At 70.8% G+C, this 23,637-nt stretch carries 22 protein-coding genes and 4 tRNA genes; 8 read left to right on the top strand and 18 right to left on the bottom strand.

The genetic code is table 11. The features are described from left to right. Positions 1-30: 30 nt before the first annotated feature. Positions 31-306, bottom strand: coding sequence for a preprotein translocase subunit SecE (gene secE / locus ABEA39_RS11350; protein ID WP_345375989.1), 276 nt, complete (start codon positions 304-306; stop codon positions 31-33). Positions 307-380: 74 nt separating this feature from the next. Beyond that, positions 381-453, bottom strand: a tRNA-Trp gene (locus ABEA39_RS11355). Positions 454-661: 208 nt separating this feature from the next. Here ABEA39_RS11355 and ABEA39_RS11360 point away from each other — a divergent pair. Then, complete coding sequence (locus ABEA39_RS11360; RefSeq protein WP_345375991.1) at positions 662-1,879, top strand: pyridoxal phosphate-dependent aminotransferase; 1,218 nt, start codon at positions 662-664, stop codon at positions 1,877-1,879. A 79-nt stretch (positions 1,880-1,958) separates the two neighbouring features. Here the strand turns inward: ABEA39_RS11360 and ABEA39_RS11365 are convergent, their stop codons facing one another. Genes ABEA39_RS11365 through ABEA39_RS11375 form a run of 3 tightly spaced genes read right to left on the bottom strand, consistent with a single transcriptional unit; the run spans position 1,959 to position 4,008 of the window. Continuing rightward, positions 1,959-3,143, bottom strand: coding sequence for a UDP-N-acetylmuramate dehydrogenase (locus tag ABEA39_RS11365; RefSeq protein WP_425556968.1), 1,185 nt, complete (start codon positions 3,141-3,143; stop codon positions 1,959-1,961). Then, positions 3,134-3,565, bottom strand: coding sequence for a MaoC/PaaZ C-terminal domain-containing protein (locus tag ABEA39_RS11370; protein ID WP_345375993.1), 432 nt, complete (start codon positions 3,563-3,565; stop codon positions 3,134-3,136). The genes ABEA39_RS11365 and ABEA39_RS11370 overlap by 10 nt, the downstream gene beginning before the upstream one ends. Further along, positions 3,562-4,008, bottom strand: a complete 447-nt coding sequence (locus ABEA39_RS11375; RefSeq protein WP_345375994.1) for a MaoC family dehydratase N-terminal domain-containing protein — start codon at positions 4,006-4,008, stop codon at positions 3,562-3,564. Before ABEA39_RS11375 ends, ABEA39_RS11370 begins: the two co-directional genes overlap by 4 nt. 303 nt (positions 4,009-4,311) lie before the next feature. Between ABEA39_RS11375 and ABEA39_RS11380 the strand changes: the two genes are divergently transcribed. Then, complete coding sequence (locus ABEA39_RS11380) at positions 4,312-5,160, top strand: UbiA family prenyltransferase (protein WP_345375995.1); 849 nt, start codon at positions 4,312-4,314, stop codon at positions 5,158-5,160. Between the two features lie 69 nt (positions 5,161-5,229). Further along, positions 5,230-5,889, top strand: a complete 660-nt coding sequence (locus tag ABEA39_RS11385; RefSeq protein WP_345375996.1) for a pyroglutamyl-peptidase I — start codon at positions 5,230-5,232, stop codon at positions 5,887-5,889. A gap of 119 nt (positions 5,890-6,008) precedes the next feature. On the opposite strand, the gene ABEA39_RS11390 is transcribed toward ABEA39_RS11385, so the two are convergent. Beyond that, entirely contained in the window at positions 6,009-6,455 is a 447-nt protein-coding gene (locus ABEA39_RS11390; protein WP_345375997.1) for a hypothetical protein, read from the bottom strand. Between the two features lie 116 nt (positions 6,456-6,571). Beyond that, on the bottom strand, positions 6,572-7,666 hold the full coding sequence (locus ABEA39_RS11395) for a saccharopine dehydrogenase family protein (protein WP_345375998.1): 1,095 nt from the start codon (positions 7,664-7,666) through the stop codon (positions 6,572-6,574). Positions 7,667-7,753: 87 nt separating this feature from the next. Here ABEA39_RS11395 and ABEA39_RS11400 point away from each other — a divergent pair, with 87 nt between their 5' ends. Then, positions 7,754-8,317 (top strand): TetR/AcrR family transcriptional regulator, encoded by a 564-nt coding sequence (locus tag ABEA39_RS11400; RefSeq protein WP_345375999.1) that lies wholly within the window; start codon positions 7,754-7,756, stop codon positions 8,315-8,317. A gap of 76 nt (positions 8,318-8,393) precedes the next feature. Here ABEA39_RS11400 and ABEA39_RS11405 read toward each other — a convergent pair whose 3' ends face one another. The 6 genes from ABEA39_RS11405 to ABEA39_RS11430 form a co-directional block, all read right to left on the bottom strand. Further along, the gene (locus ABEA39_RS11405) at positions 8,394-9,557 is read right to left on the bottom strand and encodes an FAD-dependent oxidoreductase (protein WP_345376000.1); all 1,164 of its coding nucleotides are present in this window, start codon (positions 9,555-9,557) and stop codon (positions 8,394-8,396) included. Continuing rightward, positions 9,550-10,320, bottom strand: a complete 771-nt coding sequence (locus tag ABEA39_RS11410) for a methyltransferase domain-containing protein (RefSeq protein WP_345376001.1) — start codon at positions 10,318-10,320, stop codon at positions 9,550-9,552. Before ABEA39_RS11410 ends, ABEA39_RS11405 begins: the two co-directional genes overlap by 8 nt. Next, positions 10,317-11,747: a type III polyketide synthase gene (locus tag ABEA39_RS11415; protein WP_345376002.1), complete on the bottom strand. Its 1,431-nt coding sequence runs from the start codon at positions 11,745-11,747 to the stop codon at positions 10,317-10,319. Before ABEA39_RS11415 ends, ABEA39_RS11410 begins: the two co-directional genes overlap by 4 nt. A gap of 324 nt (positions 11,748-12,071) precedes the next feature. Next, a tRNA-Met gene (locus ABEA39_RS11420) sits at positions 12,072-12,148 on the bottom strand. Between the two features lie 82 nt (positions 12,149-12,230). Further along, positions 12,231-12,302 (bottom strand) — tRNA-Thr (locus ABEA39_RS11425). Positions 12,303-12,750: 448 nt separating this feature from the next. Then, the gene (locus ABEA39_RS11430) at positions 12,751-13,725 is read right to left on the bottom strand and encodes an aldo/keto reductase (protein ID WP_345376003.1); all 975 of its coding nucleotides are present in this window, start codon (positions 13,723-13,725) and stop codon (positions 12,751-12,753) included. Positions 13,726-13,891: 166 nt separating this feature from the next. Here ABEA39_RS11430 and ABEA39_RS11435 point away from each other — a divergent pair, with 166 nt between their 5' ends. Next, positions 13,892-14,437 (top strand): 2'-5' RNA ligase family protein, encoded by a 546-nt coding sequence (locus ABEA39_RS11435; RefSeq protein WP_345376004.1) that lies wholly within the window; start codon positions 13,892-13,894, stop codon positions 14,435-14,437. Positions 14,438-14,471: 34 nt separating this feature from the next. Here ABEA39_RS11435 and ABEA39_RS11440 read toward each other — a convergent pair whose 3' ends face one another. Then, complete coding sequence (locus ABEA39_RS11440) at positions 14,472-15,470, bottom strand: aldo/keto reductase (protein ID WP_345376005.1); 999 nt, start codon at positions 15,468-15,470, stop codon at positions 14,472-14,474. 118 nt (positions 15,471-15,588) lie between these two features. Between ABEA39_RS11440 and ABEA39_RS11445 the strand changes: the two genes are divergently transcribed. Further along, the gene (locus ABEA39_RS11445) at positions 15,589-17,310 is read left to right on the top strand and encodes a glycoside hydrolase family 13 protein (protein WP_345376007.1); all 1,722 of its coding nucleotides are present in this window, start codon (positions 15,589-15,591) and stop codon (positions 17,308-17,310) included. 438 nt (positions 17,311-17,748) lie between these two features. Here the strand turns inward: ABEA39_RS11445 and ABEA39_RS11450 are convergent, their stop codons facing one another. The 3 genes from ABEA39_RS11450 to ABEA39_RS11460 all read right to left on the bottom strand — a co-directional run bounded on the left by ABEA39_RS11450 (position 17,749) and on the right by ABEA39_RS11460 (position 20,190). Further along, positions 17,749-19,008, bottom strand: coding sequence for a M23 family metallopeptidase (locus tag ABEA39_RS11450; protein WP_345376008.1), 1,260 nt, complete (start codon positions 19,006-19,008; stop codon positions 17,749-17,751). 196 nt (positions 19,009-19,204) lie between these two features. Further along, positions 19,205-20,026: an inositol monophosphatase family protein gene (locus tag ABEA39_RS11455; protein WP_345376009.1), complete on the bottom strand. Its 822-nt coding sequence runs from the start codon at positions 20,024-20,026 to the stop codon at positions 19,205-19,207. An 82-nt stretch (positions 20,027-20,108) separates the two neighbouring features. After that, positions 20,109-20,190, bottom strand: a tRNA-Tyr gene (locus ABEA39_RS11460). A gap of 339 nt (positions 20,191-20,529) precedes the next feature. Here ABEA39_RS11460 and ABEA39_RS11465 point away from each other — a divergent pair. Together ABEA39_RS11465 and ABEA39_RS11470 are read left to right on the top strand one after the other, a co-directional pair. After that, complete coding sequence (locus ABEA39_RS11465) at positions 20,530-21,438, top strand: type IV toxin-antitoxin system AbiEi family antitoxin domain-containing protein (RefSeq protein WP_345376010.1); 909 nt, start codon at positions 20,530-20,532, stop codon at positions 21,436-21,438. Between the two features lie 187 nt (positions 21,439-21,625). Continuing rightward, positions 21,626-22,114 (top strand): YajQ family cyclic di-GMP-binding protein, encoded by a 489-nt coding sequence (locus ABEA39_RS11470; RefSeq protein WP_345376011.1) that lies wholly within the window; start codon positions 21,626-21,628, stop codon positions 22,112-22,114. A gap of 102 nt (positions 22,115-22,216) precedes the next feature. On the opposite strand, the gene ABEA39_RS11475 is transcribed toward ABEA39_RS11470, so the two are convergent. Continuing rightward, positions 22,217-23,572, bottom strand: coding sequence for an FAD-dependent oxidoreductase (locus ABEA39_RS11475; RefSeq protein ID WP_345376012.1), 1,356 nt, complete (start codon positions 23,570-23,572; stop codon positions 22,217-22,219). Between the last annotated feature and the right edge of the window lie 65 nt (positions 23,573-23,637).

Genomic DNA, 23,637 nt, shown 5'->3' on the forward strand with positions numbered 1-23,637 from the left:
AGCGTCGGCCTGTCGGCCCGACGGATGGGATCACTTGACCCCGTTGCCGAAGACGTACTGGACGAGGAACCCGAACAGCGTGTCGAGACCGAACACGAGCGCCATCATGATGACGACGAAGACCAGGACGACGCCGGTGAAGCTGAAGAGCTCTTTGCGGGTCGGGGTGACGACCTTCTTCAGCTCGTTGATGACCTGGCGGAGGAAGAGCGCGATGCGCGCGAAACGGCCACGTCGCGAAGCGCCATCGGCCTTCGCGATCGCGACGACGTCCTCACTGGGAACGTCAACGTCTTTTCGAGCCACTCTCGCACTTGCCTTCCACGTCACCGGAGTCACGTTGTCGTCGTCCAGTCCGTGCGGTTACACGAACAGGGCTGCAGGGCGGACAGGACTTGAACCTGCAACCTGCGGTTTTGGAGACCGCTGCTCTACCAATTGAGCCACCGCCCTTCGGGGGCGTCAACCACCAAGCCACCACCGACCCCTGCAGATCGGCCCCGCACCCCTTTGCACTGCTCGAGAGGAGCATCGCGGAAGCGCAGAAAAGCCTGGTCGTTTCGACCACCGCAGACAAGTGTAGGTGACGGCGGCTGGGCAAGCAAAGTTGGCCCGCTTCTCGGCCTGTCACCTCGCCCGCCCGCCCGGTAGGCTTTCGCGCGTGAACAGCCCCGCCGCCTTCGTCCGTCATGACCGCCTCTCGTCCCGCATCGCCGCGATCTCCGAGTCCGCGACGCTCAAGGTCGATGCGAAGGCCAAGGCCCTGCAGGCTCAGGGCAAGCACGTCATCAGCTACGCGGCGGGCGAGCCGAACTTCTCCACGCCCGAGCACATCGTCGAGGCCGCCGTCGCCGCGGCCCGCGACCCGAAGAACCACCGCTACACGCCCGCGGTGGGTCTCCCCGATCTCCGCCAGGCCATCGCCGAGAAGACCCTGCGCGACAGCGGCACCGAGGTCGGCGCCTCGCAGGTCATCGTGACGAACGGCGGCAAGCAGGCCGTCTACCAGGCCTTCGCCACCATCGTCGACGAGGGCGACGAGGTCATCCTCCCCACTCCCTACTGGACCACCTACCCCGAGGCCGTGAAGCTGGCCGGGGGCGTGCCCGTCGACGTGTTCGCCGGCTCCGAGCAGGGCTACCTGGTCACGGTCGAGCAGCTCGAGGCCGCCCGTACCGACCGCACGAAGGTGCTCCTCTTCGTCTCGCCGTCGAACCCGACCGGGGCCGTCTACTCCGAGGAGCAGACCCGCGCCATCGGCGAATGGGCACTGGAGCACGGCATCTGGGTGATCACGGACGAGATCTACCAGAACCTCACGTACGACGGCGTCAAGGCCGTGTCGATTACCGAGGCGGTCCCCGAGCTGGTCGGCACGAGCATCCTCGTCAACGGCGTGGCCAAGACCTATGCGATGACGGGCTGGCGTGTCGGCTGGATGATCGGCCCGGACGACGTCATCAAGGCGGCCGGCAACCTGCAGTCGCACCTCTCGTCGAACGTGTCCAACATCTCCCAGCGGGCAGCCCTCGCGGCCCTGACCGGCTCGCAGGACTCGGTCGAGACGATGCGGCAGGCCTTCGACGTGCGCCGCAAGACGATCGTCGCCGAGCTGAACACGATCGACGGCATCGTGACCCCGACCCCCGAGGGCGCCTTCTACGTCTACCCCGACGTCACGGGCCTGCTGAACCGCGAATGGGGCGGCGTGACGCCGACGACGTCGCTCGAGCTGGCCGACCTGATCCTCGACCAGGCCGAGGTGGCTGTGGTGCCGGGCGAGGCGTTCGGCCCCAGCGGATTCGTCCGCATGTCGTACGCGCTCGGCGACGACGACCTGCTCGAGGGCGTGCGTCGGCTGCAGCGGCTGTTCGCGTAGCGCCTTGCTCGGGGCGACTGCGCCCCTCTCCGTGCTGCTACGCCTCGACGAGAGCTGGATCGGTCCTGCTACGCCTCGACTACAGCGCGAGCCCCAACAGCACCGGCTCGGGCTGCAGCACGACGCCGAACTCCGCGACGACGCGACTCTGCACGAAGCGGGCGAGTTGCGCGACCTCCTCGGCGGTGGCCCCGCCGCGGTTGGTCAGCGCCAGCGTGTGCTTGCTCGATACTGCGGCACCCGACCCGGGCAGGTGGAAACCGCGTGCGATGCCCGCGTGCTCGATCAGCCAGGCGGCGCTGAGCTTGACGTCGCCGAGGACGACGGGCGGCGGCGGCGCGGGCTGCTCGCCGAGGGGCACCGCGACGTCGTGGGCCTCGGGCGTCGTCTCCCAGCGCGGGGCGTCGGCGGGCACGCCCTCGAGTGCGGAACGAGGCACGATCGGGTTCGTGAAGAACGAGCCGCACGAGAACGTGTCGCGATCGGACGCGTCGAGGACCATGCCCTTCGACGCCCGGAGCGCCAGCACCCGGTCGCGCACCTCGGCCACCGGCACCCGAGAGCCGAGGGGGACGCCCAGCGCGGTCGCGAGCTGCGGGAACGCGATCGGGTCGCTGAGCCCTTCGTCGTCGGTCAGAGCGAACTCGACGGCGGTGATCACGCCCCGGCGGCCGGGGCCTTCGGCGGTGGCCTTGAAGACGCTGGTCCGGTAGCCGAGTTCGAGGTTGGCGGCGGGGATCCGCACGAACTCGAGCGTCTCGGCGTCGAGGAAGTCCACGCTGACGAGGGTCGTCGCGACCTCCTGCCCGTAGGCGCCGATGTTCTGGACGGGCGAGGCGCCCGTGGAACCGGGGATGCCGCTCAGCGCTTCGAGCCCCGACCAGCCTTGGGCGACGGTGTGGGCGACCAACGCGTCCCACGGCTCGCCGGCAGCGACGCGCAGGCCGATGCGGCCGGTACCGCCGCCGGACCCGCCACTTGCCGCGACGTCGACGGAGGCGTCGGGGCTGGACGCGCCCGCCTGGTCGACACGTGCCTCCCACGCCTCGATGCCTCGTGTGGCGACGTGGAGGACCGTGCCGTCGAATCCGTCGTCGGACGCGAGAGTGTTGGAGCCGCCGCCGAGCACGAACCAGGGCTCGTCGTCGACGAAGGCGGCTCGGGCGGCGGCCAGGAGCTCGTCGGTGGTGGTGGCCTCGACGAGGCGCGCGGGAGCGCCCCCGACCTGCATGGTCGTCAGGTCGCGGAGCGAGGTCACGCCCAGGCCACCCGCACCTGGGCCTTGCCCAGGACCGTCTTGTCGGCGAACTTCACGGTGAGGTCGACGCGGGCCGTCTTGGCCTCGGGATCGGTCTCGGCGACCGTGGCGGTGAGGGAGACTTCGGCGCCGTCGGTCGGGTCGACGACGACGGGCCGGGTGAACTTCGCCTGATAGTCGACGACCCAGCCGCCGGCGCCGGGCGCCTCGGGGCCGCCGAGCCAGTCGACGACCGGCGCGACGGCGGTGCCCATGGTGAGCATGCCGTGCGCGATGACCCCGGGCAGGCCGACCGAGGCGGCGACGTCGTCGCGGTAGTGGATCGGGTTGAAGTCGCCCGACGCGCCGGCGTAGCGGACGAGGGAGTCGCGGCTGAGGGTGACGGTGACGTCGGCGACGACCTGGCCGACCTCGAGCGCGGCGCTCATTCGTCGCCCCGCACGACGAGGGTGGAGACGGCGGTGACGACGTGCTCGCCGTCGCCGTCGACCAGAACCGACTCCGCTGTGACCATCGAGTGCCCGCCGAGGGTCTTGACGCTCGTGACCGTGAGCGTGGCCGTGAGCTCGTCGCCGGCGACGATGGGCCGGGTGTAGCTGAAGCGCTGGTCGCCGTGGACGACGCGAGCGAAGTCGATACCCGAATCGGGCGATTCGAGGAGCTGCTCGAGCGTCTTCTCCTGGACGACGATGGCGAAGGTCGGCGGTGCCACCACGTCGCGGAACCCGGCGGCGCGGGCGGCTTCGGGGTCGAGCGCGAGCGGGGCGGACGATCTCGTCGCACGAGCGAACTCGCGGATCTTTTCGCGACCGACCAGGTACGGACTGACGGGCGGGAAGACCCGCCCCAGGAGTGCGGGGTTCACGGACACGCGGGCCAGTCTAGGACGGGGCGCCGACACCTTGGAAAACGACGGCGAATCCGCAGGGCAAGCCCCTTCTCAGAGCGGGGTACACGGCGTACGATCGTCCGCACGTCTGGGATGGTAACTCGACGCGAGTACTCGTTCCGATGGCACCGCAGATCGACTCCTGATCTCGATCGGTCCCCTCATCCTGATCCGATCCGGGGAGCCGTGTCGTCCGAGTACGAAAGGTGTCCCCTCGCCGGGGCAAACGGCGAGGGGACATCATCCCGGCCGAACCCCGCCCGGCACCGCCCCTATGCTGGTGCGATGCCGACGAAGCTGAGGTATCTGGCGCTGTCGTCGCACCCGGGCCCCACGCTGGCCGTGACCGTGCTGGCCGCGCTGCTGGCGACCGGTCTCGGGTACCCGATCGCGCGCATCCTCGTCATCGCCGTCGCCGTGGTGCTCGGCCAGCTCTCGATCGGCCTCTCGAACGACTGGATCGACGCTCGCCGCGACGCCGCCGTCGGCCGTACCGACAAGCCGGTCGCCCAGGGCCTGCTGCCCGTGCGGCTCGTGCAGCGCGCGGCCGTGTCGACGTTCGTCCTGTCGATGGCGGTCTCGATCGCCCTCGGCCCGGCCGCGGCGCTCGCCCACTTCGTGCTCGTCGGATCGGGCTGGGCCTACAACGCCGGGCTCAAGCGCACGGCGGTCTCGGTGCTCCCTTTCATCGTGAGCTTCGGCCTGCTGCCCGACGTGGTGACGCTCGCCGGCCAGCACGGCGTCGCCGCAGCGCCGTGGGCTCTCGCCACCGGCGCCGTCTTCGGCGTCTCGATCCACTTCACGAACGTCCTGCCCGACCTCGCCGACGACGAGAGCACCGACGTCCGCGGGCTGCCGCACCGTCTCGGCCGGACGGCCTCCGGGCTCGTGGCGTTCGGCGCGCTCGTGGTCGCCGCCCTGCTCGTGCTCGTGGGGCCCTTCGTAGCCGATCGCGAGGCCGGGGTGACCGGCACGGGCCTCATCGGCTTCGTCGTGGCTCTGGCGATCGCGGCCGTCGGGGTCCGGCTGGTGCTGACGCGGCCGGCAGACCGCTGGCTGTTCCGCCTCGTGATCCTGGCCTCGCTCGTCATCGCGGTCGAGCTGGTGCTGAGCGGGACCCGGCTGGCGTCGTAGCCGCGGACGGCCGGTGCGCCGGGCAGCGGTGCGCTTCGTCGCTCCCGGGCAGCGGTGCAGACTGGAGCGATGACGACCATCCTCCTCACCGGCTTCGAACCGTTCGCGGGGGCCGAGTCGAACCCGTCCGGGCAGGCCGTCGAGCTGGTGGCGTCGAGGTGGAATCGACCCGAGACCCTGGTGACGAGCATCCTGCCGGTCGAATTCGACGCTGCGGGAGCCGCCCTGGCGACCCTCGTCGCCGACCACTCCCCCGACGTCGTGCTCGCCGCGGGCCTCGCCGACGGCCGCCGGAGCATCTCGATCGAGCGGGTGGCGATCAACGTCGACGACGCTCGGATCCCCGACAACGGCGGCGCCCAGCCCATCGACCGCCCCATCGACCCGAGTGGCCCAGCGGCCTGGTTCGCCACGCTGCCGATCAAGGCCATCACCGCGGCGGTCGGTCGGGAGGGCATCCCCGTCGCCGTCTCACAGACCGCCGGCACCTACGTCTGCAACCACGTCTTCTACGAGACGATGCGCCTGCTCGCCGCCGTCGCCTCACAGGGCCCCGAGAGCGGGGGATGCCCGGGCCGACCCCCTGCGCGAGGCGGCTTCGTGCACGTGCCCGCCGCCGACGTCGTGTCCGTCGAGCAGTCCGCGTGCGCCCTCGAGATCGCCCTGGCCACCACGCTGGCCGTCGGGGCGGGGGCCGACGCCGTGGTGTCCGCCGGCGCCGAGCACTGACGCACCTGCCCGTCACGGGCCGGTGAGTGTTCTCGGATGGCTGATGTCACTCGACGCGCATCAGCCATCTGTGGACACTCACCGGTTCCGCCCAGGGGTGGAGGCGGGGCGGAGGCCGATCAGGCCTGGGGCGCGCCGAGCACCTTCGACCACGCCGCCGTCAGCACACGGAAGTCGTCGTCGGAGATGAGGTCGCGGACGCCGGTCGCGAGCACGGCGGAACGGACCGCCTCTTCGGCGCCGTCCTTCGCGCGAGCGTCGTCGTGCTGGTGGCGGACGTCGCGGGTCGTGGCGCGTCCGGCCTCCTGAGCGGCGTGGATCTCGTCGACCCGGCCGCCGGCACCTGCTGCGTCGAGAGCGCGCTGCCAGGCGTCGACCAGCTCTTCGTTCGTGACGACGGGGTAGGCGACCTCGCCGACCAGGCCGAGCGCGAAGCTGGCCGGAGGGAAGGCGATGTCCTCGTCGTTCTTCCAGAGCCGCCCGAGGGCCTCGACCTCGTCGGCCGTCATGCTGCCGGCGCGGTCGATCATCGACTGGAGTTCCGGTGAGTAGGTCGTCTCGGCCATCGTTCGTCCTTCCGGGCACCGCCCGTGCGGCGCGCCGGGGCCATCCTGCCACGCCCTGCCCTCCACTCTCAGGCGAACGCCGCGCCAGGCGAACGCCGCGCCGGGCGACCGCCAAGTCAGGCGACGGCCGCCCCGACGTCGACGAACGTCGCCCCGGCCTCGGTCGCGATCTCCGGGCCGAACGCGGCGGCCGGGGTGAACGCCCCCCGCGGGGCGGTCCCCGCCTGGAAGCGGTGCACGACGGCCACCAGCACGTCGGCGGTGTAGTCCATGGCGTCCTCGGCCCGGAGCCAGGCTTCGCGCGTCGTGCCGTCGGACCAGTCGACGACGGCATGCCCCCACGAGAACGGACGCGGACGCGGCGCCTTCTTCGTCTTGGCCGCCGCCATCTGCCGGATCATCATCCGCCGCATCGAGGGGAGCTTGAGCAGGCGGGACATGAGCGGAAGCGTGGCCCGGATGAGCGTCGCCGTCGGCGCGAGCGCGGAGGTGAAGTCGATGTTCGGTGCACCGGAGGCCTGGCGGGCGGCGAACAGCTCGCCGGACGGAACGGCGGCCGACTTGACGGTGGTACCGTCGGGCAGCTTGTGCGTGCGGAGGTTGGACCCGAGTGGGACCGGCGTGAGGACACCGTTCCGGTAGACGCGGCCGCCGATGGTCATGACGTCGACCGACGTCACGGCGAAGGCCTCCCCCACGACGCCCTCCTCGGGGGCGTACGAGCTCAACGCGTCGATCTGCACCCGCGTGGGCGTGGGCCTGCCGGCGCACAGGCGGACGACGAGCGCCTCCGTCGCGAGGACGCCGAAGCCCGCGCCGCCGATGACGATGCTGTCGGCCGCTCGGGCGTCGTGGTCGAGGTCGACCAGGCTGGCGAGCGTGCTGTTGTCGATGGAGAGGTCGACGTAGCTGCCCCCGGGCATGCAGGCCTCGGCCAGCGGAACGGCCGTCTCCGCGTACGAGCCGATGAGGTTGACGACCACGCGGGGCCGCTCGGACCGGACGGCGGCCAGCATGTCGCCGAACGAGGCCAGTCGTTTCAGCGTGACCGATCCGGCGAGGTCCGCGAAGGTCGTCGAGAGCCGCTCCTCCGACCGACCGATGAGGACCAGGCCGGTGACGCCTTCGGCTACGAGACGCGCCGCGATGGCCCTGCCGACGTTCCCCGTCGCTCCGAGGATCCAGATCTCGTTCGTTCGTTCACTGCTCACTGCGGCCTCCTAGGCATGTCGTGACGACACTGTGAGTCGTCATCGCTCAGCTTATGACACAGAGTGTCGTCCCGCTAGGATCGAGTCATGCCTCGCTGGAATCCTGACGCTCGAGCCCGGCTCGTCGCCGCGGCCGTCGAGCTGTTCCGCGAGCGCGGCTACGAGTCCGTCACCATCGGCGAGATCGCCGAACGGGCCGGTCTCACCCGGCGGTCGTTCTTCCGCCACTTCCCCGACAAGCGCGAGGTCCTCTTCGCGGGATCCCGCGAGAAGACTCCCGAGATCGCCGAGATGATCGCCGCCCACGGCGACGACGTGTCGGCCCGGGACGCGGCGTTCCGCACCCTGACGGAAGTCGGCGACTACCTCCTCCACGACCGCGCGGCGCAGGCCCTCCGTCAGGATCTGATCGCGTCGAGCCTCGAACTGCAGGAGCGCGAGCGCACCAAGATGGCGGCCATGGGGGCGGCCGTGGCCGATGGTCTCCGGGCTCGCGGGCTTCCCGTCGACGACGCCGAGGCACTAGGAGCGGTCGCGACCGAGGCCTTTCACCTGGCCTACCTCCGGGCCACCCGCGAGGCGGAGCCGACCCCCTTCGCCGACCACCTGGCGACCTCGGTGGCCGGCATCACCCGGCTGCTCACGGTCTGACCACGCATCGCCCAGCCGAGGAGGGAGGGGCGCGGAGCGAGAGTTACCAAGCGAGAGCCGTGGAGGGAGAGGCGGATCAGGCCTGCGCCATCGCGTAGGTGCGGGCGAGCATCCCACGGGCCGGTGTCGACAGCAGGAGCCCGAAACCGGTGTTGCGGGCTGAACGGCGGAAGCCGGAGCCCGGGCGCCCCATCGCCATGTTCGCCTCGGCCTGGCGGGCGGCTCGCCGGGCAGCGCGCAGCCGACGCTCCTGGAACGCCTCGAGGGCCACGGGGTCCGCGTGGTGACGGGTGGCGCCGGCCACGAGGATCGGCGCGAGCTCGAGGGCGTCGAGCCAGCCGAGGTTCATGCCCTGGCCGCCGATCGGACTGATCTCGTGGGCCGCGTCGCCGATCAGGATCGTCCTCCCCCGCACCAGGCGGTCGGCGAGGCGGCGCCGGGTGACGAAGCCGCTCGCGTCCGTGCCGGACAAGGCGTCGACGGCCGTGCCGGTCCGCTCGGCGACGAGCAGGGCCACCGTCTCCGGCGTCGCCCGCGGGATCGGCGTGCGGTCGGAGCCGCGCTGGACGCCCGTGTGCACGACGTAGCGCCGGCGCCCCTCGGGCAACGGGAACGACTCGACGACGCCGGCGTCCTCCAGATGCACGACGGCGTCCTCGCCGTAGTCGGTGTCGTCGCGGAAGTCTCCCATCACGAACGAGTCCGGGTACATCCGCAGCGGCGCAGCGATCCCCAGCAGGTGGCGGACGGCACTCCGAGCCCCGTCGGCCCCGACGACGAACCGAGCCACTTCGAACACGTCGGTCTGCCCGCGGCGCCCCTGCAGCCGCACCTGCTCGGGGTCCAGATCGTCGAGGCCCGTGAGCTCGACGCCGCGCTGCACGGCGTCCGGGGCCAGCTCGTCGAGCCGCTCGCGGATGATCCGTTCGGTCTGGAACTGCGGCAGCGACGCCACGAACGGGAACCGCTCCGACACCTTCGCGAACGACACGTGCCCGAGCGTCCGTCCGCCCGACCGCGCGATCCCCCGCCGCACCAGCGCCGCCGCGTCGACCACGGCGTCGGCGAGCCCGATCTCCGCGAAGGCCGCGAGAGACGGGGGATGCACCCCGATCGCCCGGGACAACCGCGCGTCCGTCGACCGCTTCTCCCACACCGCCACGTCGAGACCGCGCTCGGCCAGCAGGGTGGCGAGGAACACGCCGACGGGGCCGCCGCCGACCACGACGACGTCACGCACGGTGCGCCTCGCGGGCATCCCACGTCGCCAGCAGTCGGAACGGCCACTGCGACTGGACGCGCCAGGCGGGGGATGCTCCGGCCGCCGTCACGGCCTCGGCCAACTCGTCCGCCCGGTAGCTCCGCCTGATCGACATCAGTCCGTCGGGGTGGATGAACGATCCGCGGAACGTGCCCGTCGTCGCCACCGCGTAGGCCCCGTACGCGACCCGGCCGCGGGCGATGTCGTTGTGGATCACCAAGCGGGTCGCCAGCCTCTCGCTGTCGTGGAGGAGTCCCTCGAGATCGGCCGGGCCGAGATGATGCAGCACGTGATTCGACACTACGAGGTCGAACGATTCGCCCGCCTCCACCAGGGCACGACTCGCCGTCCGGCGGAACTCGAGCCCCGGGACGTCGGGCTGGGCGCGGGCGTAGTCGTCGGCGCGGCCGTCGGGATCGATGGCGGTGATGGCGAGCCGGAGACGGTCACTGCGGGCCCGGGCGGCGAGAGCACGCGACACGTCGCCGCCGCCCGAGCCGATGTCGAGCAGCGTCGTCGTCGCGCCGGCACGCGTGTTCGCGACGAGGACGGGCCGGATCCGTTGCCGATAGATTGCCGACCATCCCGAGACCAGGCGGTTGACGAGCGCGAAGTGGTCGTAGGTGCGGCGGAGGGCGGCGAGGTCGCAGGCGGGGTCGTCCATGAGCTCGCGGCCGTCGACCTCGCGGCGGCCGAGGCGGACGGGTGGCCCGGGAGCCCGGCGCGCGACGGTCGTGGTCATGCGTCGCGCAGGGTCAGGAGGGCCGTCTCGACGGTGAGGCCGGGGCCGAAGGCCATGGCGCAGACGCGGCGGGCGTCGGCGCTCTCCGGGGCGTCAGCGGTCTCCGGGGCGCCGGGCGGGGTCGGGGCGGAGGTCGGGGTCGGGGCGGAGGTCGGGGCGAGGCGGGCGGGGGTGTCCGCGAGGGTGGGGGCGTGCATCCCACGGGCCTGGCCCTGTGCGGCTCCGACGAGTTCGCGCGCCGGCTCGGGCGTCGCCTCGAGGAGACGCTTGAGCACGAACAGGACCGTGGCGCTCGACATGTTGCCGAAGTCGCGGAGCACCTCGCGGGAGGCGTCGAGCTGCCGGTCGTCGAGGTCGAGGGCCGACTGCACGCGGTCGAGGATGCTCCGGCCGCCTGGGTGGATCGCCCACAGGTCGACGTCGCGCGGCTCCACGTCGACGAGCTCGGGGTCGGCGTCGAGGAGGGGCCGGATCGCCTCGCCCGCGTGCTGCTCGAGGATCTTCGGCACGTAGGTCGAGAGCACCATGTCGAAGCCGTGGTCGCCGATGGTCCAGGCCATCTCGGTCTCGGCCTCGGGGAGGAGGGCGGTGCGGAAGGAGTCGAGGGCGAGCATCCTGCCGGCCTGGGGGTTTCGGGGGGTCTCCGGGGTGGGCTGCGGGTGCTGGTGCTCGCGGGTCGGCTGGTGCTGCTGCGCCTGTGGCTGCTGGCGCTGTCTCGCGCTGAAGTCGCGGCCGGTCACGATCGCGGCGGCGGCCCCGTCGGCGAACACGGACGACGCGACGATGGTGTCGGGGTCGTCGCTGACGTGCAGGTGGAGCGAGCACAGCTCGACGCTGACGACCAGCACGACGGCCTCCGCGTCGGCCTCGCAGAACTGCTTCGCGGCTCGGAGGGCAGGGAACGCGGCGTAGCAGCCGAGGAATCCGAGGTGGTAGCGCTGGACCCCGGCGTCGAGGCCGAGCTCGCGGACCAGCACCTGATCCGGGCCGGGCGCGAAGAACCCGGTGCACGAGACGGTGACGACATGGGTGATGTCAGCCGGCGTGAGGCGCGGCAGACTCTCGAAGGCGGCACGGGCGGCCTCGACGATCAGCGGCTTCGAGTGCTCGACGTAGGCGGCGTTGCGGGCGCCGGTGCCCGGGTTGGCGACGATCGGAGGGGTGCTCGTCTCGGGACCCGCCTGAAGACCGTAGAGCGGGGGATGCACGGGCCGGCTGCCGTCGCCGAACTCCTCGAGCACCGTGTGGCGGGTCTCGATGGCCGACGCGTCGAATGCCGCGGTCACGAGGCGCCGGCCCAGCCGTCCGAGCTGCGGTTGCGCTGCCAGCAGGTCGCGGAGCGCCTCCTGCCGGATCACCGTCGGCGGTACGGCGGTTCCGATCGCGCGGATGCCGATGGTGTTGCCCTGACCCGCGCTGGCTTCCATAGGTCATGTTAACTCGCAGCCGCCGCTGATGGCCCGGCCGAGCGCTTGTGCTGCTCGGGTTGCCCGGGTTGCCCGGGTTGCGCGGGTTGCCCGGGTTGCCCGGCAGTTCTGCAGGAAGGCCCGCCGCTCCGTCAGGAGAATCGGCACACGGGGGCGGTGGGAGCGGCGTTCTGTGCCGATTCTCCTGCTGGAGCCGCCGCCGGGCCTGAAACGCCGCCAGGGCTCCGCGACGCCACGGACTGCGCGGCGTGGGCCCACGGGCGGCTTGTCGATCCGCGTTCGCCACCAATGCAGAAGGCCCCGCCGGGGCGGAGCCTTCTGCACTGGTAGCGAGGGCGGGACTCGAACCCGCGACACCACGATTATGAGCCGTGTGCTCTAACCAACTGAGCTACCCCGCCGCATGCCGACCGAGCCGGCACGTGCCTCTCGCTCGGGACTTCGGACAGCCGGGGCATGTCGTCGGGGTCGTGCGGAGGTACGAGCCCCCTGTGGGAATCGGACCCACTACCTCTTCCTTACCAAGGAAGTGCTCTACCAATGAGCTAAGGGGGCGTGACCAGAGCCGCGCGGGCTTTCACCCGGCGAATGGCACCAGACGAGAGTAGCAGAACGCGGGGGTGGGTCTGGACACGTGTCGGGCGTGCAGGTTCGGTTGAGCATCCCGCGCTCCGGCCCCTGCCTTGACCCGAATTCGAGAGTGATCGGGGTGCGGGTGCGCGCTGCAGGGGTGCACGTGCCGGCACGGGTCCACCTGCACCCCGGAACCCGCCGCGGCCCCCTCGTCGACCGGGGGTCGGTGCGGGCAGGAGGGTGCGCGTCCGCGGGACGAGGGTGCGGCTGGGCGAGACGGGGATGCACGCCGGACGCGACGAGCCGCGCACGCACCGACAGCGCCCGCCGACACGGAAGACGGCCCGCGACACCGGAAAGAACCGATGTCACGGGCCGAAAGTGGCGTCGAGAGCGGACCCCGCCCCAGCGCTCAGGCGGGCACGGCCGCTCAGGCGGGCACGACCGCCGAGGCGTCCGACAGCGCCGCGATCTCGTCGACGGAGAGCTCGAGCGTCGCCACCGCGAGCAGGTCGGGCAGCTGCTCGAGGGTGCGAGCGGACGCGATGGGAGCGGCGACGGACGGCTGCGCGAGCAACCAGGCCAGAGCCACGGTCGAGATCGCGGCGTCGTGAGCGGCCGAGATACGGTCGAGTTCGGCCAGCACGCGACGGCCACGGTCGTCGAGGTACGCCGAAGCACCGCCCGAGCGGGGGCTGTCGACGGAGACGCCGTCACGGTACTTGCCGGTGAGGAAGCCGCTGGCGAGGGACGAGTACGGGAGCACCGCCACGTTCTCGGCGAGCGCCACCGAGGCGACGGTCGGGCCGCCCTCGGATCCCTCGACGTCGCCACGCTCGACGAGGCTGTACTTGTTCTGGATCGCGGCGTACTTCGCGAGGTTCTCGGACTCGGAGAAGCGCAGGGCCTCGATCAGGCGCTGGCCGGAGAAGTTCGATGCACCGATGGCACGGACCTTGCCGAGCGTCACCTGCTCGTTCAGAGCCTCGACGGCCTCCTCGACGGGACGGTCGGTGAAGTCCTGGTGCGCGTAGTAGAGGTCGATGTGGTCGGTCTGCAGGCGGGTGAGCGATGCGTCGACGGCCTTCCGCACCGTCTCGCGCGAGGTTCCTTCGAAGCCCGACAGCATGCCGACCTTCGTGGCGATGACGATGTCGTCACGGTTGCCGCGCGACTTCAGCCAGTTGCCGATGATGGTCTCGGACTCGCCGCCCGAGTTGCCGGGATTCCAAGCCGAGTAGACGTCGGCGGTGTCGATGAAGTTGCCGCCGGCGGCGACGTAGGCGTCAAGGACCTCGAACGACGTCTTCTCGTCGGCCGTCCAGCCGAAGACGTTGCCGCCGAGGTTGAGGGGGAAGACCTGAAGGTCGCTCGAGCCGAGGGTGGTGCGGGGTGCGTCTGCCATGCGTGTGCTCCTTAGATTCCGGACCGTTTCGTTCGCATCAAGACAACACCCGAACGCTGGGGCTATTCCGACCGCGACGTCCCGTGACGGTGGGTGCCTGCACGGAGCCTTCATCCAGACTCCGTCCGGCCCGCACCCGGCCCACGCGCGAGTGCCAGGCTGAGGCGTGCACAGCCTCGAACTGCTCCTCGACCCGGCCACCGACCGAGGCGTGCGCGACGACTGGCAGGCGCTCCTCGACGCCGGGCTGCCGAGCCAGGGGCGTCACCAGGGAGCGAGCAACGCACCGCACGTCACCCTGCTGGCGCGCCCCTCTCTCGACGACTCGAACGACACCGAACTCGGGCGAGCCCTGACGGACCTCCCCCTGCCCGCGCGGCTGGGCGGACTCGTCGTCTTCGGCCGGCCGCCGCGCGGACTGGTGCTCGCGCGTCTCGTGGTCGTCACCCCGGGCATCCTCCGGCTCCACGCTGTCGTTCACGAGATCGTCGGCGACGCAGGCCCCGATGCCCCGAAAGAGAGCACAGAAGCATGGGATGCACCCCACACCCGTCCCGGACACTGGACCCCTCACGTCACCCTCGCCTCGGGCCTCTCCCCGGCACAGCTGGCCGATGCGCTCCCGCTGCTCGGGCCCGCCGACCTCGAGGGGGCCTTCGTGGCGGGCCGCCGCTGGGACTCCACGCAGAAGCTCGTCATCGCGCTGGGATGAGTGCGCTGCGGGGACACAGCCCTGCGGTGCGGCGCTAGCGGTACTGCGGGGCGTCCGACGCGGCGTCGGAGGCCGCGTCGAGGGCGGCGAGATCGTCGTCGGTCAGCACCACGCTCGCGGCCGACAGCAGGCTCTCGAGCTGATCGGTCGACCGAGCGCTCGACAGGGCCCCGACGACGTTCTCGCGGGAGGCGAGCCACGCCACGGCGATGGCCGCGGGAGCGACGCCCTGCCGCTCGGCGATCTCGACGAGCACCTCGACCGTGCCGAGGTTCTGCGGGGTGAGGTAGCTCATGGCCCGGCCGCCGCGGGGCGAGTCGCCCCGACTGCCGAGGTCGCGGTACTTGCCCGTCAGGAAGCCGCTGGCCAGCGACGAGTGCGGCAGCACGGCGAGACCGAAGTGGTCGACGATCGGAGCGACGTCGGTCTCGTACTCGTTGCGGCGCACGAGGTTGTACGCCGCCTGCACGACCGCGAAGGGGTGCAGACCGTTGCTGTCGGCGATCGCCAGAGCCTGGCGGAGGCGCGCTCCGGTGTAGTTCGAGGCGCCCGGGTAGAGGATCTTGCCCTCGTCGACGAGCTCGCTCAGTGCTCCGACCGTCTCGTCGAGGGGCGTCTCGTCGTCGTCGAAGTGCGTGAAGTAGAGGTCGATGCGATCGGTGCGAAGCCGCTGCAGCGAGGCGTCGACCGCCCGGCGGATGCTCGTCCGCGACAGCCCCGGAGCCTCCGGATGCTGGCCGCACTTCGTACTGACGATCACGCGCTCGCGATTGCCGGGGCGTGCGAGCCAGCGCCCGATGATGGCCTCGGACTCGCCGCCCGAGTTGCCCGGCAGCCAGGCCGAGTACACGTCGGCCGTGTCGATGACCTGCCCGCCGTCGGCCGCGAAGACGTCGAGGATCTCGAGTGCGGTGGGTGCACCGACGGTCCAGCCGAAGACGTTCGTACCGAGCGCGAGCGGGAACGGCCGCTGCGCGTCGGGGAAGAGTTCAGGAAGGATGTTCAGGGCGGACCAATCGTCTGGGATGCCCATACGATAACGGATCCCGGAGGGGCGGCCCGAGCATCCCACCCTCTCGGCCCTCGGTCGTGGACGACGCTTCGGCGCCGGGAGCCCGTGGGTGTCGCCGGCCTGTCGTATCGTGGTGCGCATGTCGCTCGACGAGACCCTCGACCCGAACACGCCCACGACACCGACCGAGACCGAGCCCCTCACTGCCACTTCCGAGGCCGGCCACGACTGGTGGCGCACGGCCGTCATCTACCAGGTCTACCCGCGCTCGTTCGCCGACAGCGACGGCGACGGCATCGGCGACCTGCCCGGCATCACGTCCCGGCTCCAGTCGCTCGCCGATCTCGGCGTCGACGCGGTCTGGCTCTCGCCGTTCTACACGTCGCCCCAGAACGACGCGGGCTACGACGTCGCCGACTACTGCGACGTCGACCCGCTCTTCGGCACGCTCGCCGACTTCGACGCGCTCCGGGCGCGAGCGACCGAGCTGGGGCTCAGGCTGATCGTCGACCTCGTTCCGAATCATTCGTCGACTCAGCACCGGTGGTTCCAGGCGGCTCTCGCGGCCGGACCCGGTTCGGTCGAGCGCTCGCACTACCTCTTCCGCGACGGCCAGGGGGTCGACGGCGAACTCCCGCCGAACAACTGGCCCTCGGTCTTCGGCGGCGAGGCGTGGACCCGCGTGACGGAGGCCGACGGCACCCCCGGCCAGTGGTATCTGCACCTCTTCGACTCGTCGCAGCCCGACTTCGACTGGAGCGACCCGTGGGTGCGTGAGCAGTTCCTCGACGTGCTGCGCTTCTGGCTCGACCGGGGCGTCGACGGGTTCCGCGTCGACGTCGCGCACGGCCTGATCAAGAAGCCGGGCCTGCCCGACTACACCCCGCCCGCCGACGGCAACAGCATGGGCGGCGGGCTCGGCGAGGCCGAGACCCCGCCCTACTGGGCACAAGACGGCGTGCACGAGATCTATCGCAGCTGGCACGAGGTGCTGCTGTCGTATCCGGGCGAGCGGATCCTCGTGGCCGAGGCCTGGGTGGAGCCGCTTTCGAAGCTCGCGCATTGGGTGCGGCCCGACGAGATGCAGCAGGCGTTCAACTTCTCGTACCTCGAGAGCGGCTGGACCGCGACGTCGATCCGTCGGGTGATCGACGCCTCCATCGAGGTCTTCTCGAGCGTCGGCGCCCCGAGCACCTGGGTGCTGTCGAACCACGACGTCGTGCGTCATGCGTCGCGGCTCGCGCTCACCGCCGAGAACCCGCAGGGCGCGGGGATCGGTCCGAAGAGCCCCGGCCTGCCCGATCGTGCGGTCGGCCTCGCGCGGGCCCGAGCGGCTTCGGCCCTGATGCTCGCACTGCCGGGGTCGGCGTACCTGTACCAGGGCGAAGAGCTCGGGCTTCCCGAGGCCATCGACCTGCCGGACTCCGCGCGCCAGGACCCGACATGGTTCCGGACCAACGGCGAGCGGTACGGGCGCGACGGCTGCCGTGTGCCCCTGCCGTGGGAGTCGGCATCCCCCGCTTTCGGTTTCAACACCACCGGCGAGTCGTGGCTGCCGCAGCCGTCCGACTGGACCTCCTACGCCCGCGACGTACAGATCGGCGTGCCCGGGTCGACGCTCGAGCTCTATCGGCTTGCTCTGGCCATCCGGGCCGAGTACCGCCTCGGTGCCGGCGAGATCGAGTGGCTGACGGGGTACGGGCCGGACGTCGTGGCGTTCCGCAACGGCGAGGTCACCGTGATCGCGAACACCGGCTCGGTGCCGGTCGAGCTGCCGATCGCCGACGAGCTGCTGGCGACGGTGCCCCTCGACGGGCCGGCACTGCCGGGCGACGCGACGGTGTGGCTGCGCGGGGTGTGATGCTGCGGCGGCTCGTGCGCTGAGTCGCTGGTTGTGGTGGTAGTGGTGGTTGTGGTGGTTGTGGTGGTTGTGGTGGTTGTGGTGGTTGTGGTGGTGCGCGACTCCAGGACACGCCGCTCAGGTTCGAGTGCGGCCGCACCTTCTGGAGTCGACGTCGGGAGCGCGGCGGCGGTGGTCGGCTTGCCGCGGCCCTCGGCGGCCCGACTCCACGACATGCCGCTCAGGTTCGAGCGCGGCCGCACCTTCTGGAGTCGACGCCCGATGCGTGGCATTGGCGGTGGGCCCGCGGTGGCCCGACTCCAGGACACGCCCCTCAGGTTCGAGCGCGGCCGCACCTTCTGGAGTCGCAGCGGCGCCCCAGTGCGCAGGCGCATGCGTGCGCAGCCTCACGGGCTCGCAGGCCCACGGTTCGCCGCGGGACGCGTGCAGCGCAGAGGCTCAGGCGGCGCCGGCGTGCGCGACGAGCCAGGGGTACGGGTCGACGGACACACCGTCGAGGTGCACTTCGAAGTGCAGGTGCGCTCCGGTCGAGTTGCCGGTACTGCCGACGAGCCCGACGATCTGGCCCACCGTGACCTGCTCGCCCTTCGTGACGCGGATCGAGCCGGCGGTCATGTGCGCGTAGACGGTCGTCACCTTCTGGCCGTCGATCACGTGGTCGATCCACACGTTGTAGCCGAGGGCTCCGCCGCCCTGCTCCACCTTCGAGACCGTTCCGTCGGCGACGATCTGGATCGGAGTGCCGGCCCCGGGCGTGAAGTCGAGGCCCTGGTGGAACGTCGAACAGAAGCTGCAGTTGGCCACCTTGCGCGACCCGAAGCCGCTCGAGATGGGCACTCCCGTCGGGAACGGCCACTGGATCGCGGAGAGCGGATCGTTCGTGAACGTGCCTGCGCTCGAGATGATGCTCGGCGAGGTGACGCTGTAGCCGTCGCGTCCGACAGCGGTCACTGCGACACCGCCCGGGGCCACGTAGCGCTGCGCCGACGCCGGGTCGAGCGTGCCGCTGGTCGTCGTGCCGGATCGGGCGGCCACCGCGAGCTTCACGGCGGATGCGGAGGGGGTGTCGACGAAGTACGCGTTGGCGGGGACCGAGGTCGAGACGATCGTGGCGCCGACGAAGAGCATCGCCCCGATGACGCCGAAGCGCGTCGAGGGTCGGATGCCGCGATGCCCCGAGGGACGCGCCGCCCGGGAACGCACCGCCGAGGGACGCATCGCCCGGGGACGCACCGCGGGGTCTCGAACGCTCCGTGCCGAGGATCGTCCGCGCCCGTTCGAGGCAGACGCGTCGGTGCGTCGGAAGGCTGCGGGCGTCGGGACGGCCGGCGGAAGCGTCGCGGAGGTGATGATGACGGGCGACGCGGCGGCTGGTGCCGGGGCTCCGGGCGACGTGACGATCGGCTGCATCCCCCGCAGATCCCGACGACGGAGCAGCGGCGGGGCCGGAACGTCGGCGGCGGCGGTGACAGCAGCAGCGGCAGGGGCCGAGGCCAGGGCGGCCGGCGTGACGGCTTCCGGCGCGCCCACGACGGCGCCGAAGGGCACGGCGGGGGCGGAGGATGCACGGCCCTCGCGTTCGCGCCGCAGGGCATCCCGCCGGGTCAGAGGTCTTTCGGGCGCGCCGCCGAGTACCACCCCTGACCCCGCGTCGACGGGTGCCGGGACGCCCAGGGGCGACTGCGGAGCGGTGGTCACAACGGGTTCCTCACGAGACGAGCGGGCGGTTCGAAGAGCTGCCGGTCGATGGACCAGCGTGACACCCTCGTCTTCGCCGCGGCCTCGGGGCTCGCGCGGCGACCCATCCACGATAGCGGGCCCGGCCCGAGAGGTCCAGTCGAAAATACGTATTTCGTAAAGACCGGGGCCGGCAGTCGAAACACGACCCCAGGAGTCAGAATCCCGTCGACTCCAACGCATCGGCGAGTTCGGCCGCGATGGACGGGGCCGCCACGAAGCTCAGCTCGCGGCTCGCCTGAGCGCCCGCCGGGGTGAGGACGACGGCGCCGGCTTCCTCGGCGATGAGGACGCCCGCCGCGTGATCCCACGGCTGGAGCCCCTGCTCGACGTAGGCGTCGAGTCGACCGGCGGCGACGAAGCAGAAGTCGAGCGACGCGGCACCGATCCGACGAATGTCTCGCACGAGGCCGAGCAGGGCGCCGAGACGACGTCCCTGCTCGACGCGCTTGGCCGGGTCGTAGGCGAATCCCGTTGCGAGCAGGGCCTGGGAGAGGGTGGGAGGCGCGGAGACCGTGAGCACGTCGGTGTCGCCCCCGGCATGGGTCAGGTGGGCTCCCCCACCGCGGGTGGCAGTGAAGACCTCGCCCGAGACCGGGTTGAAGACGCAGCCGGCCAGGGCGCGCCAGGTCAGCGGGTCGGGTTCGCCCTCGACGACGGCGATGCTGACGGCATACGACGGGATGCCGTAGAGGAAGTTGACGGTGCCGTCGATGGGGTCGACGATCCAGGTGAGACCGGTGGTGGACTCCTCGGCGCCGCTCTCTTCGCCGTAGAAGCCGTCGCCGGGACGCTCCTCGGCCAGGCGGCGACGGATCAGCGCCTCGACCTCGCGATCGGCGAACGTGACGATGTCGACCGGGCTCGACTTGCTGGCGGCGACCTCGACCCCCTCCGCACGACGCCGGGCGGCGAGCGCACCGGCCTCGAGCGCGATGGAGCGGGCGACGTCGAGCAGGGCGTCGAAGGAGTCGGTCATCTGCTTCTCTCTCGTTAACGAGAACGGCCCCGCGTGCTGCTGCAGCGCGGGGCCCTTTCGTCACGGTCGTGTGTGACACACGTGGCAAGTGAGGGATTCGAACCCCCGAAGTCTAAGACGGCTGATTTACAGTCAGATCCCTTTGGCCGCTTGGGTAACTTGCCAGATGCGCACTCGACCGCTGTGTTCAGCAACCGAAGGCGCCCGTCAACAATACAGCCTCCGGGGCTGTCTGCCGACCACGTGCATCCCCCGCTCTCTCGCCCGTGCCCACCCCGTCCCCCGCGCCGTGCCGGCCTCGCCCCCGCACGCTCGTGTTGTCGCAAATGTCGAGCGATCCGCACACCGCTCCGCGGAATGCCGGGCCGCACCCCAGGCAGCAAGGCGGATCACTCGCGATTTGCGACAACCACCTCTTCTGCACAGGGCTCGCGAGGCGGGTGATTCCCCCAGGCGTGCCGACGAGGTTCCCCGCCACGTCCGCTTCCGACGACACTCGCCCGATGCATCCCGTCCTCTTCACCGCCCTCCAGAGGCACCACGGTCTCGCTTCACGCCGAGAGCTCCTCCGAGCCGGAGTCGAACGCGCTCACGTGGACTCGGCCTGGCGCGCCGGCGCACTCCTTCGAGTGCGCCACGGAATCTATGCGCTGCCCAGCGTCCCGATTCCGATCCTCCGCGCGCATCGCGTGGGAGGCCGCTTGGCAGGAGCGTCGGCAGCCGCGTTCCACGGACTGTGGGTCGTCCCCGATGCTCCCGACCTCACGGTGAGCGTGTGCGCCAACGCTCGATGGCTGCGCGATCCGGACGATTCGGCGAAGCCTTTGGAGCCCGAAGACCGGACGGTCCTGGTCTTGCGAGACGGCGCGAAGCTCCATCCCCGCCAGGAGCGACTCGTCGTCTCGCCCGTGACGTGTGTCGTTCAGACCCTCCGAAACGAGCGCGCCGCCTTCGCCCTCGCCGTCCTCGACTCCGCCCTGCGGCAGACCGACTCCCGACACGCATCGACTTCGATCGTCGACGAGGTGCTCGCCCGAACCTCTGCTCGCCATCACGCCCTGGTGCATGCGGCGGACGCCCGCGCCGAATCGGGAACGGAGTCGGTCCTCCGCTGGCATCTCCTCCAGAGCGACTTCCCCTTCCTCGTCCAGGAATGGCTGACGGACCACATCCGAGTCGACTTCCTCATCGACCGGTTCCTCGTCGTCGAATGCGTCAGCGCCGAACATCATTCGAGCCCTCAGGACTATGCGAACGACCGCAGCCGCATCACGACGCTCGTGGCTCTCGGGTACGTCGTTCTCGAATTCACGTACTGGCAGGTGCTGTTCGGGTGGCCGAAGGTGGAAGCCGCGATCCGTTCGGCGCTGCTCCGGCGTCCGCCGGCCGCCCGAGGCGCAAATCGCGAGTGATTCAGACCGGCGGGCCCGAAGTCGCGTGGTCAGCGGCACGCAGGTTGGCGAATCACTCGACATTTGCGACGGAGGGAGGGTGGGACGAGGGGAGAGGGCGGAGCAGGCAGCGAGGAGACGAGGGCAGGGGGCAGGGCGCGGGACGGACCGAGACGGGCGGCGACAGCAGCCGGGTAGGCTGGTCGGCATGGCAGACAGCTCCTTCGACGTGGTCAGCAAGGTCGACAAGATGGAGGCGGACAACGCCCTCAACCAGGCGCAGAAAGAGGTCGAGCAGCGCTACGACTTCAAGAACGTCGGGGCATCGGTCGACAAGAGCGGCGAGAAGATCCTCATCAAGGCGAACACCGAGGAGCGCGCGAAAGCCGTCCTCGACGTGTACGAGTCGAAGCTCATCAAGCGGGGCATCTCGCTGAAGAGCATCGACGCCGGCGAGCCCTACGCCAGCGGCAAGGAGTACCGCATCGAGATCGCCATGAAAGACGGCATCGATCAAGAGGCCGCCAAGAAGATCAACAAGCTCATCCGCGACGAGGGTCCCAAGGGCGTGAAGAGCCAGATCCAGGGCGACGAGCTCCGCGTGCAGTCGAAGAGCCGCGACGACCTCCAGGCGACCATGGCCCTGCTCAAGGGCGCCGACCTCGACGTGTCGCTGCAGTTCGTCAACTTCCGCTGACGCGCAGCGCCAGCTGAGAGCAACCCCGAAGACCACAGACCGAAAACGGGGGATGCCCGGGCCGACGTCGGCCCGGGCATCCCCCGTCTCTGCGACAGCGCGTCACGCGCCCGTCGACACCCGCACCATCTCGTCGCGCGGCACGACCTTGATCCGTGCCCGGCCGGAGGGCGACCCCAGCGCGATCTCGTGCTGGTCGAGACGGTGCCAGCCCTCGAGGTCGGTGTACTCGACGCCGCGCGAGCGAAGCAGCTCGTCGACGGACTCTTCGGAGGGCTCGGCGGGGGCCCACCAGCTCGCCTGGTCGTTCAGCACGTGCTGGACGGTCTCCATCGCGTCGCTTTTGGTGTGGCCGATGAGGCCGATGGGGCCGCGCTTGATCCAGCCGGTGGCGTAGACGCCGGGGACGATCTGGTCGTCGTCGTCCATGACCTGGCCCTCGTGGTTCGGCACGACGCCGCGCTTGGCGTCGAACGGGATGCCGTCGAGCGGCGAACCGAAGTAGCCGACCGCACGGTAGACGGCCTGCACCTCGACCTCGCGGATCTCACCGGTGCCCTCGACGCCGCCGGCGCCGTTCGGACGGGTGCGCTCGTACCGGAAGGCGCTGACGTGACCGGACTCGTCGCCGACGACCTCGACCGGGTTGGCGAAGAAGTGGAGGTGCAGACGCCGCGACGCGCTGCCCGTCTCGCGCTCACGCCACTGGTTCAGCACCTTGTCGATGACGAAGACCTGCTTGTTCGTCTTGATGGCCGTGAGGGAGGCCTCGTCGTGGTCGAAGTCCTCGTCGTGGACGATCATGTCGACGTCGCGCAGCTCGCCGAGCTCGCGGAGTTCGAGCGGCGAGAACTTGACCTGGGCCGGCCCGCGACGGCCGAAGACGTGCACGTCGGTGACGGGAGAGGCGGCGAGCCCGTCGTAGACGTTCGAGGGGATCTCGGTCGGGAGGAGGTCGTCGGCGTGCTTGGCGAGGATCCGAGACACGTCGAGGGCCACGTTGCCGACGCCGATGACCGCGACGGAGGACGCCTCGAGCGGCCAGGTGCGCGGCACGTCGGGGTGGCCGTCGAACCAGCTCACGAAGTCGGCCGCGCCGTACGAGCCCTCGAGCTCGATGCCCGGGATCGGCAGCTCGGCGTCGCGGATGGCGCCCGTGGAGAAGATGACGGCGTTGTAGTGCTTCTTGAGGTCGTCGAGCGTGATGTCGGTGCCGAAGTGGACGTTGCCGAAGATGCGGATGTCGCCACGGTCGAGCACGTCGCGGAGGGCATTGATGATGCCCTTGATGCGCGGGTGGTCGGGGGCGACGCCGTAGCGGACCAGGCCGTAGGGGGCGGGGAGCTGCTCGAAGAGGTCGATCGAGACGTCGAACGCCTTCTCAGCTTTGAGGATGATGTCCGCGGCGTAGATGCCGGCAGGGCCGGCTCCGACGATGGCCAGGCGCAACTTGGTCACAGGTGGTTCACTCTCTGGGTTGGGAGCGGCCGAGTGGAGCGGCCGCGGCGGTGCAGTCGTGGTGC

The sequence above is a fragment of the Frondihabitans cladoniiphilus genome (assembly GCF_039544345.1).
GTDB lineage: Bacteria > Actinomycetota > Actinomycetes > Actinomycetales > Microbacteriaceae > Frondihabitans > Frondihabitans cladoniiphilus.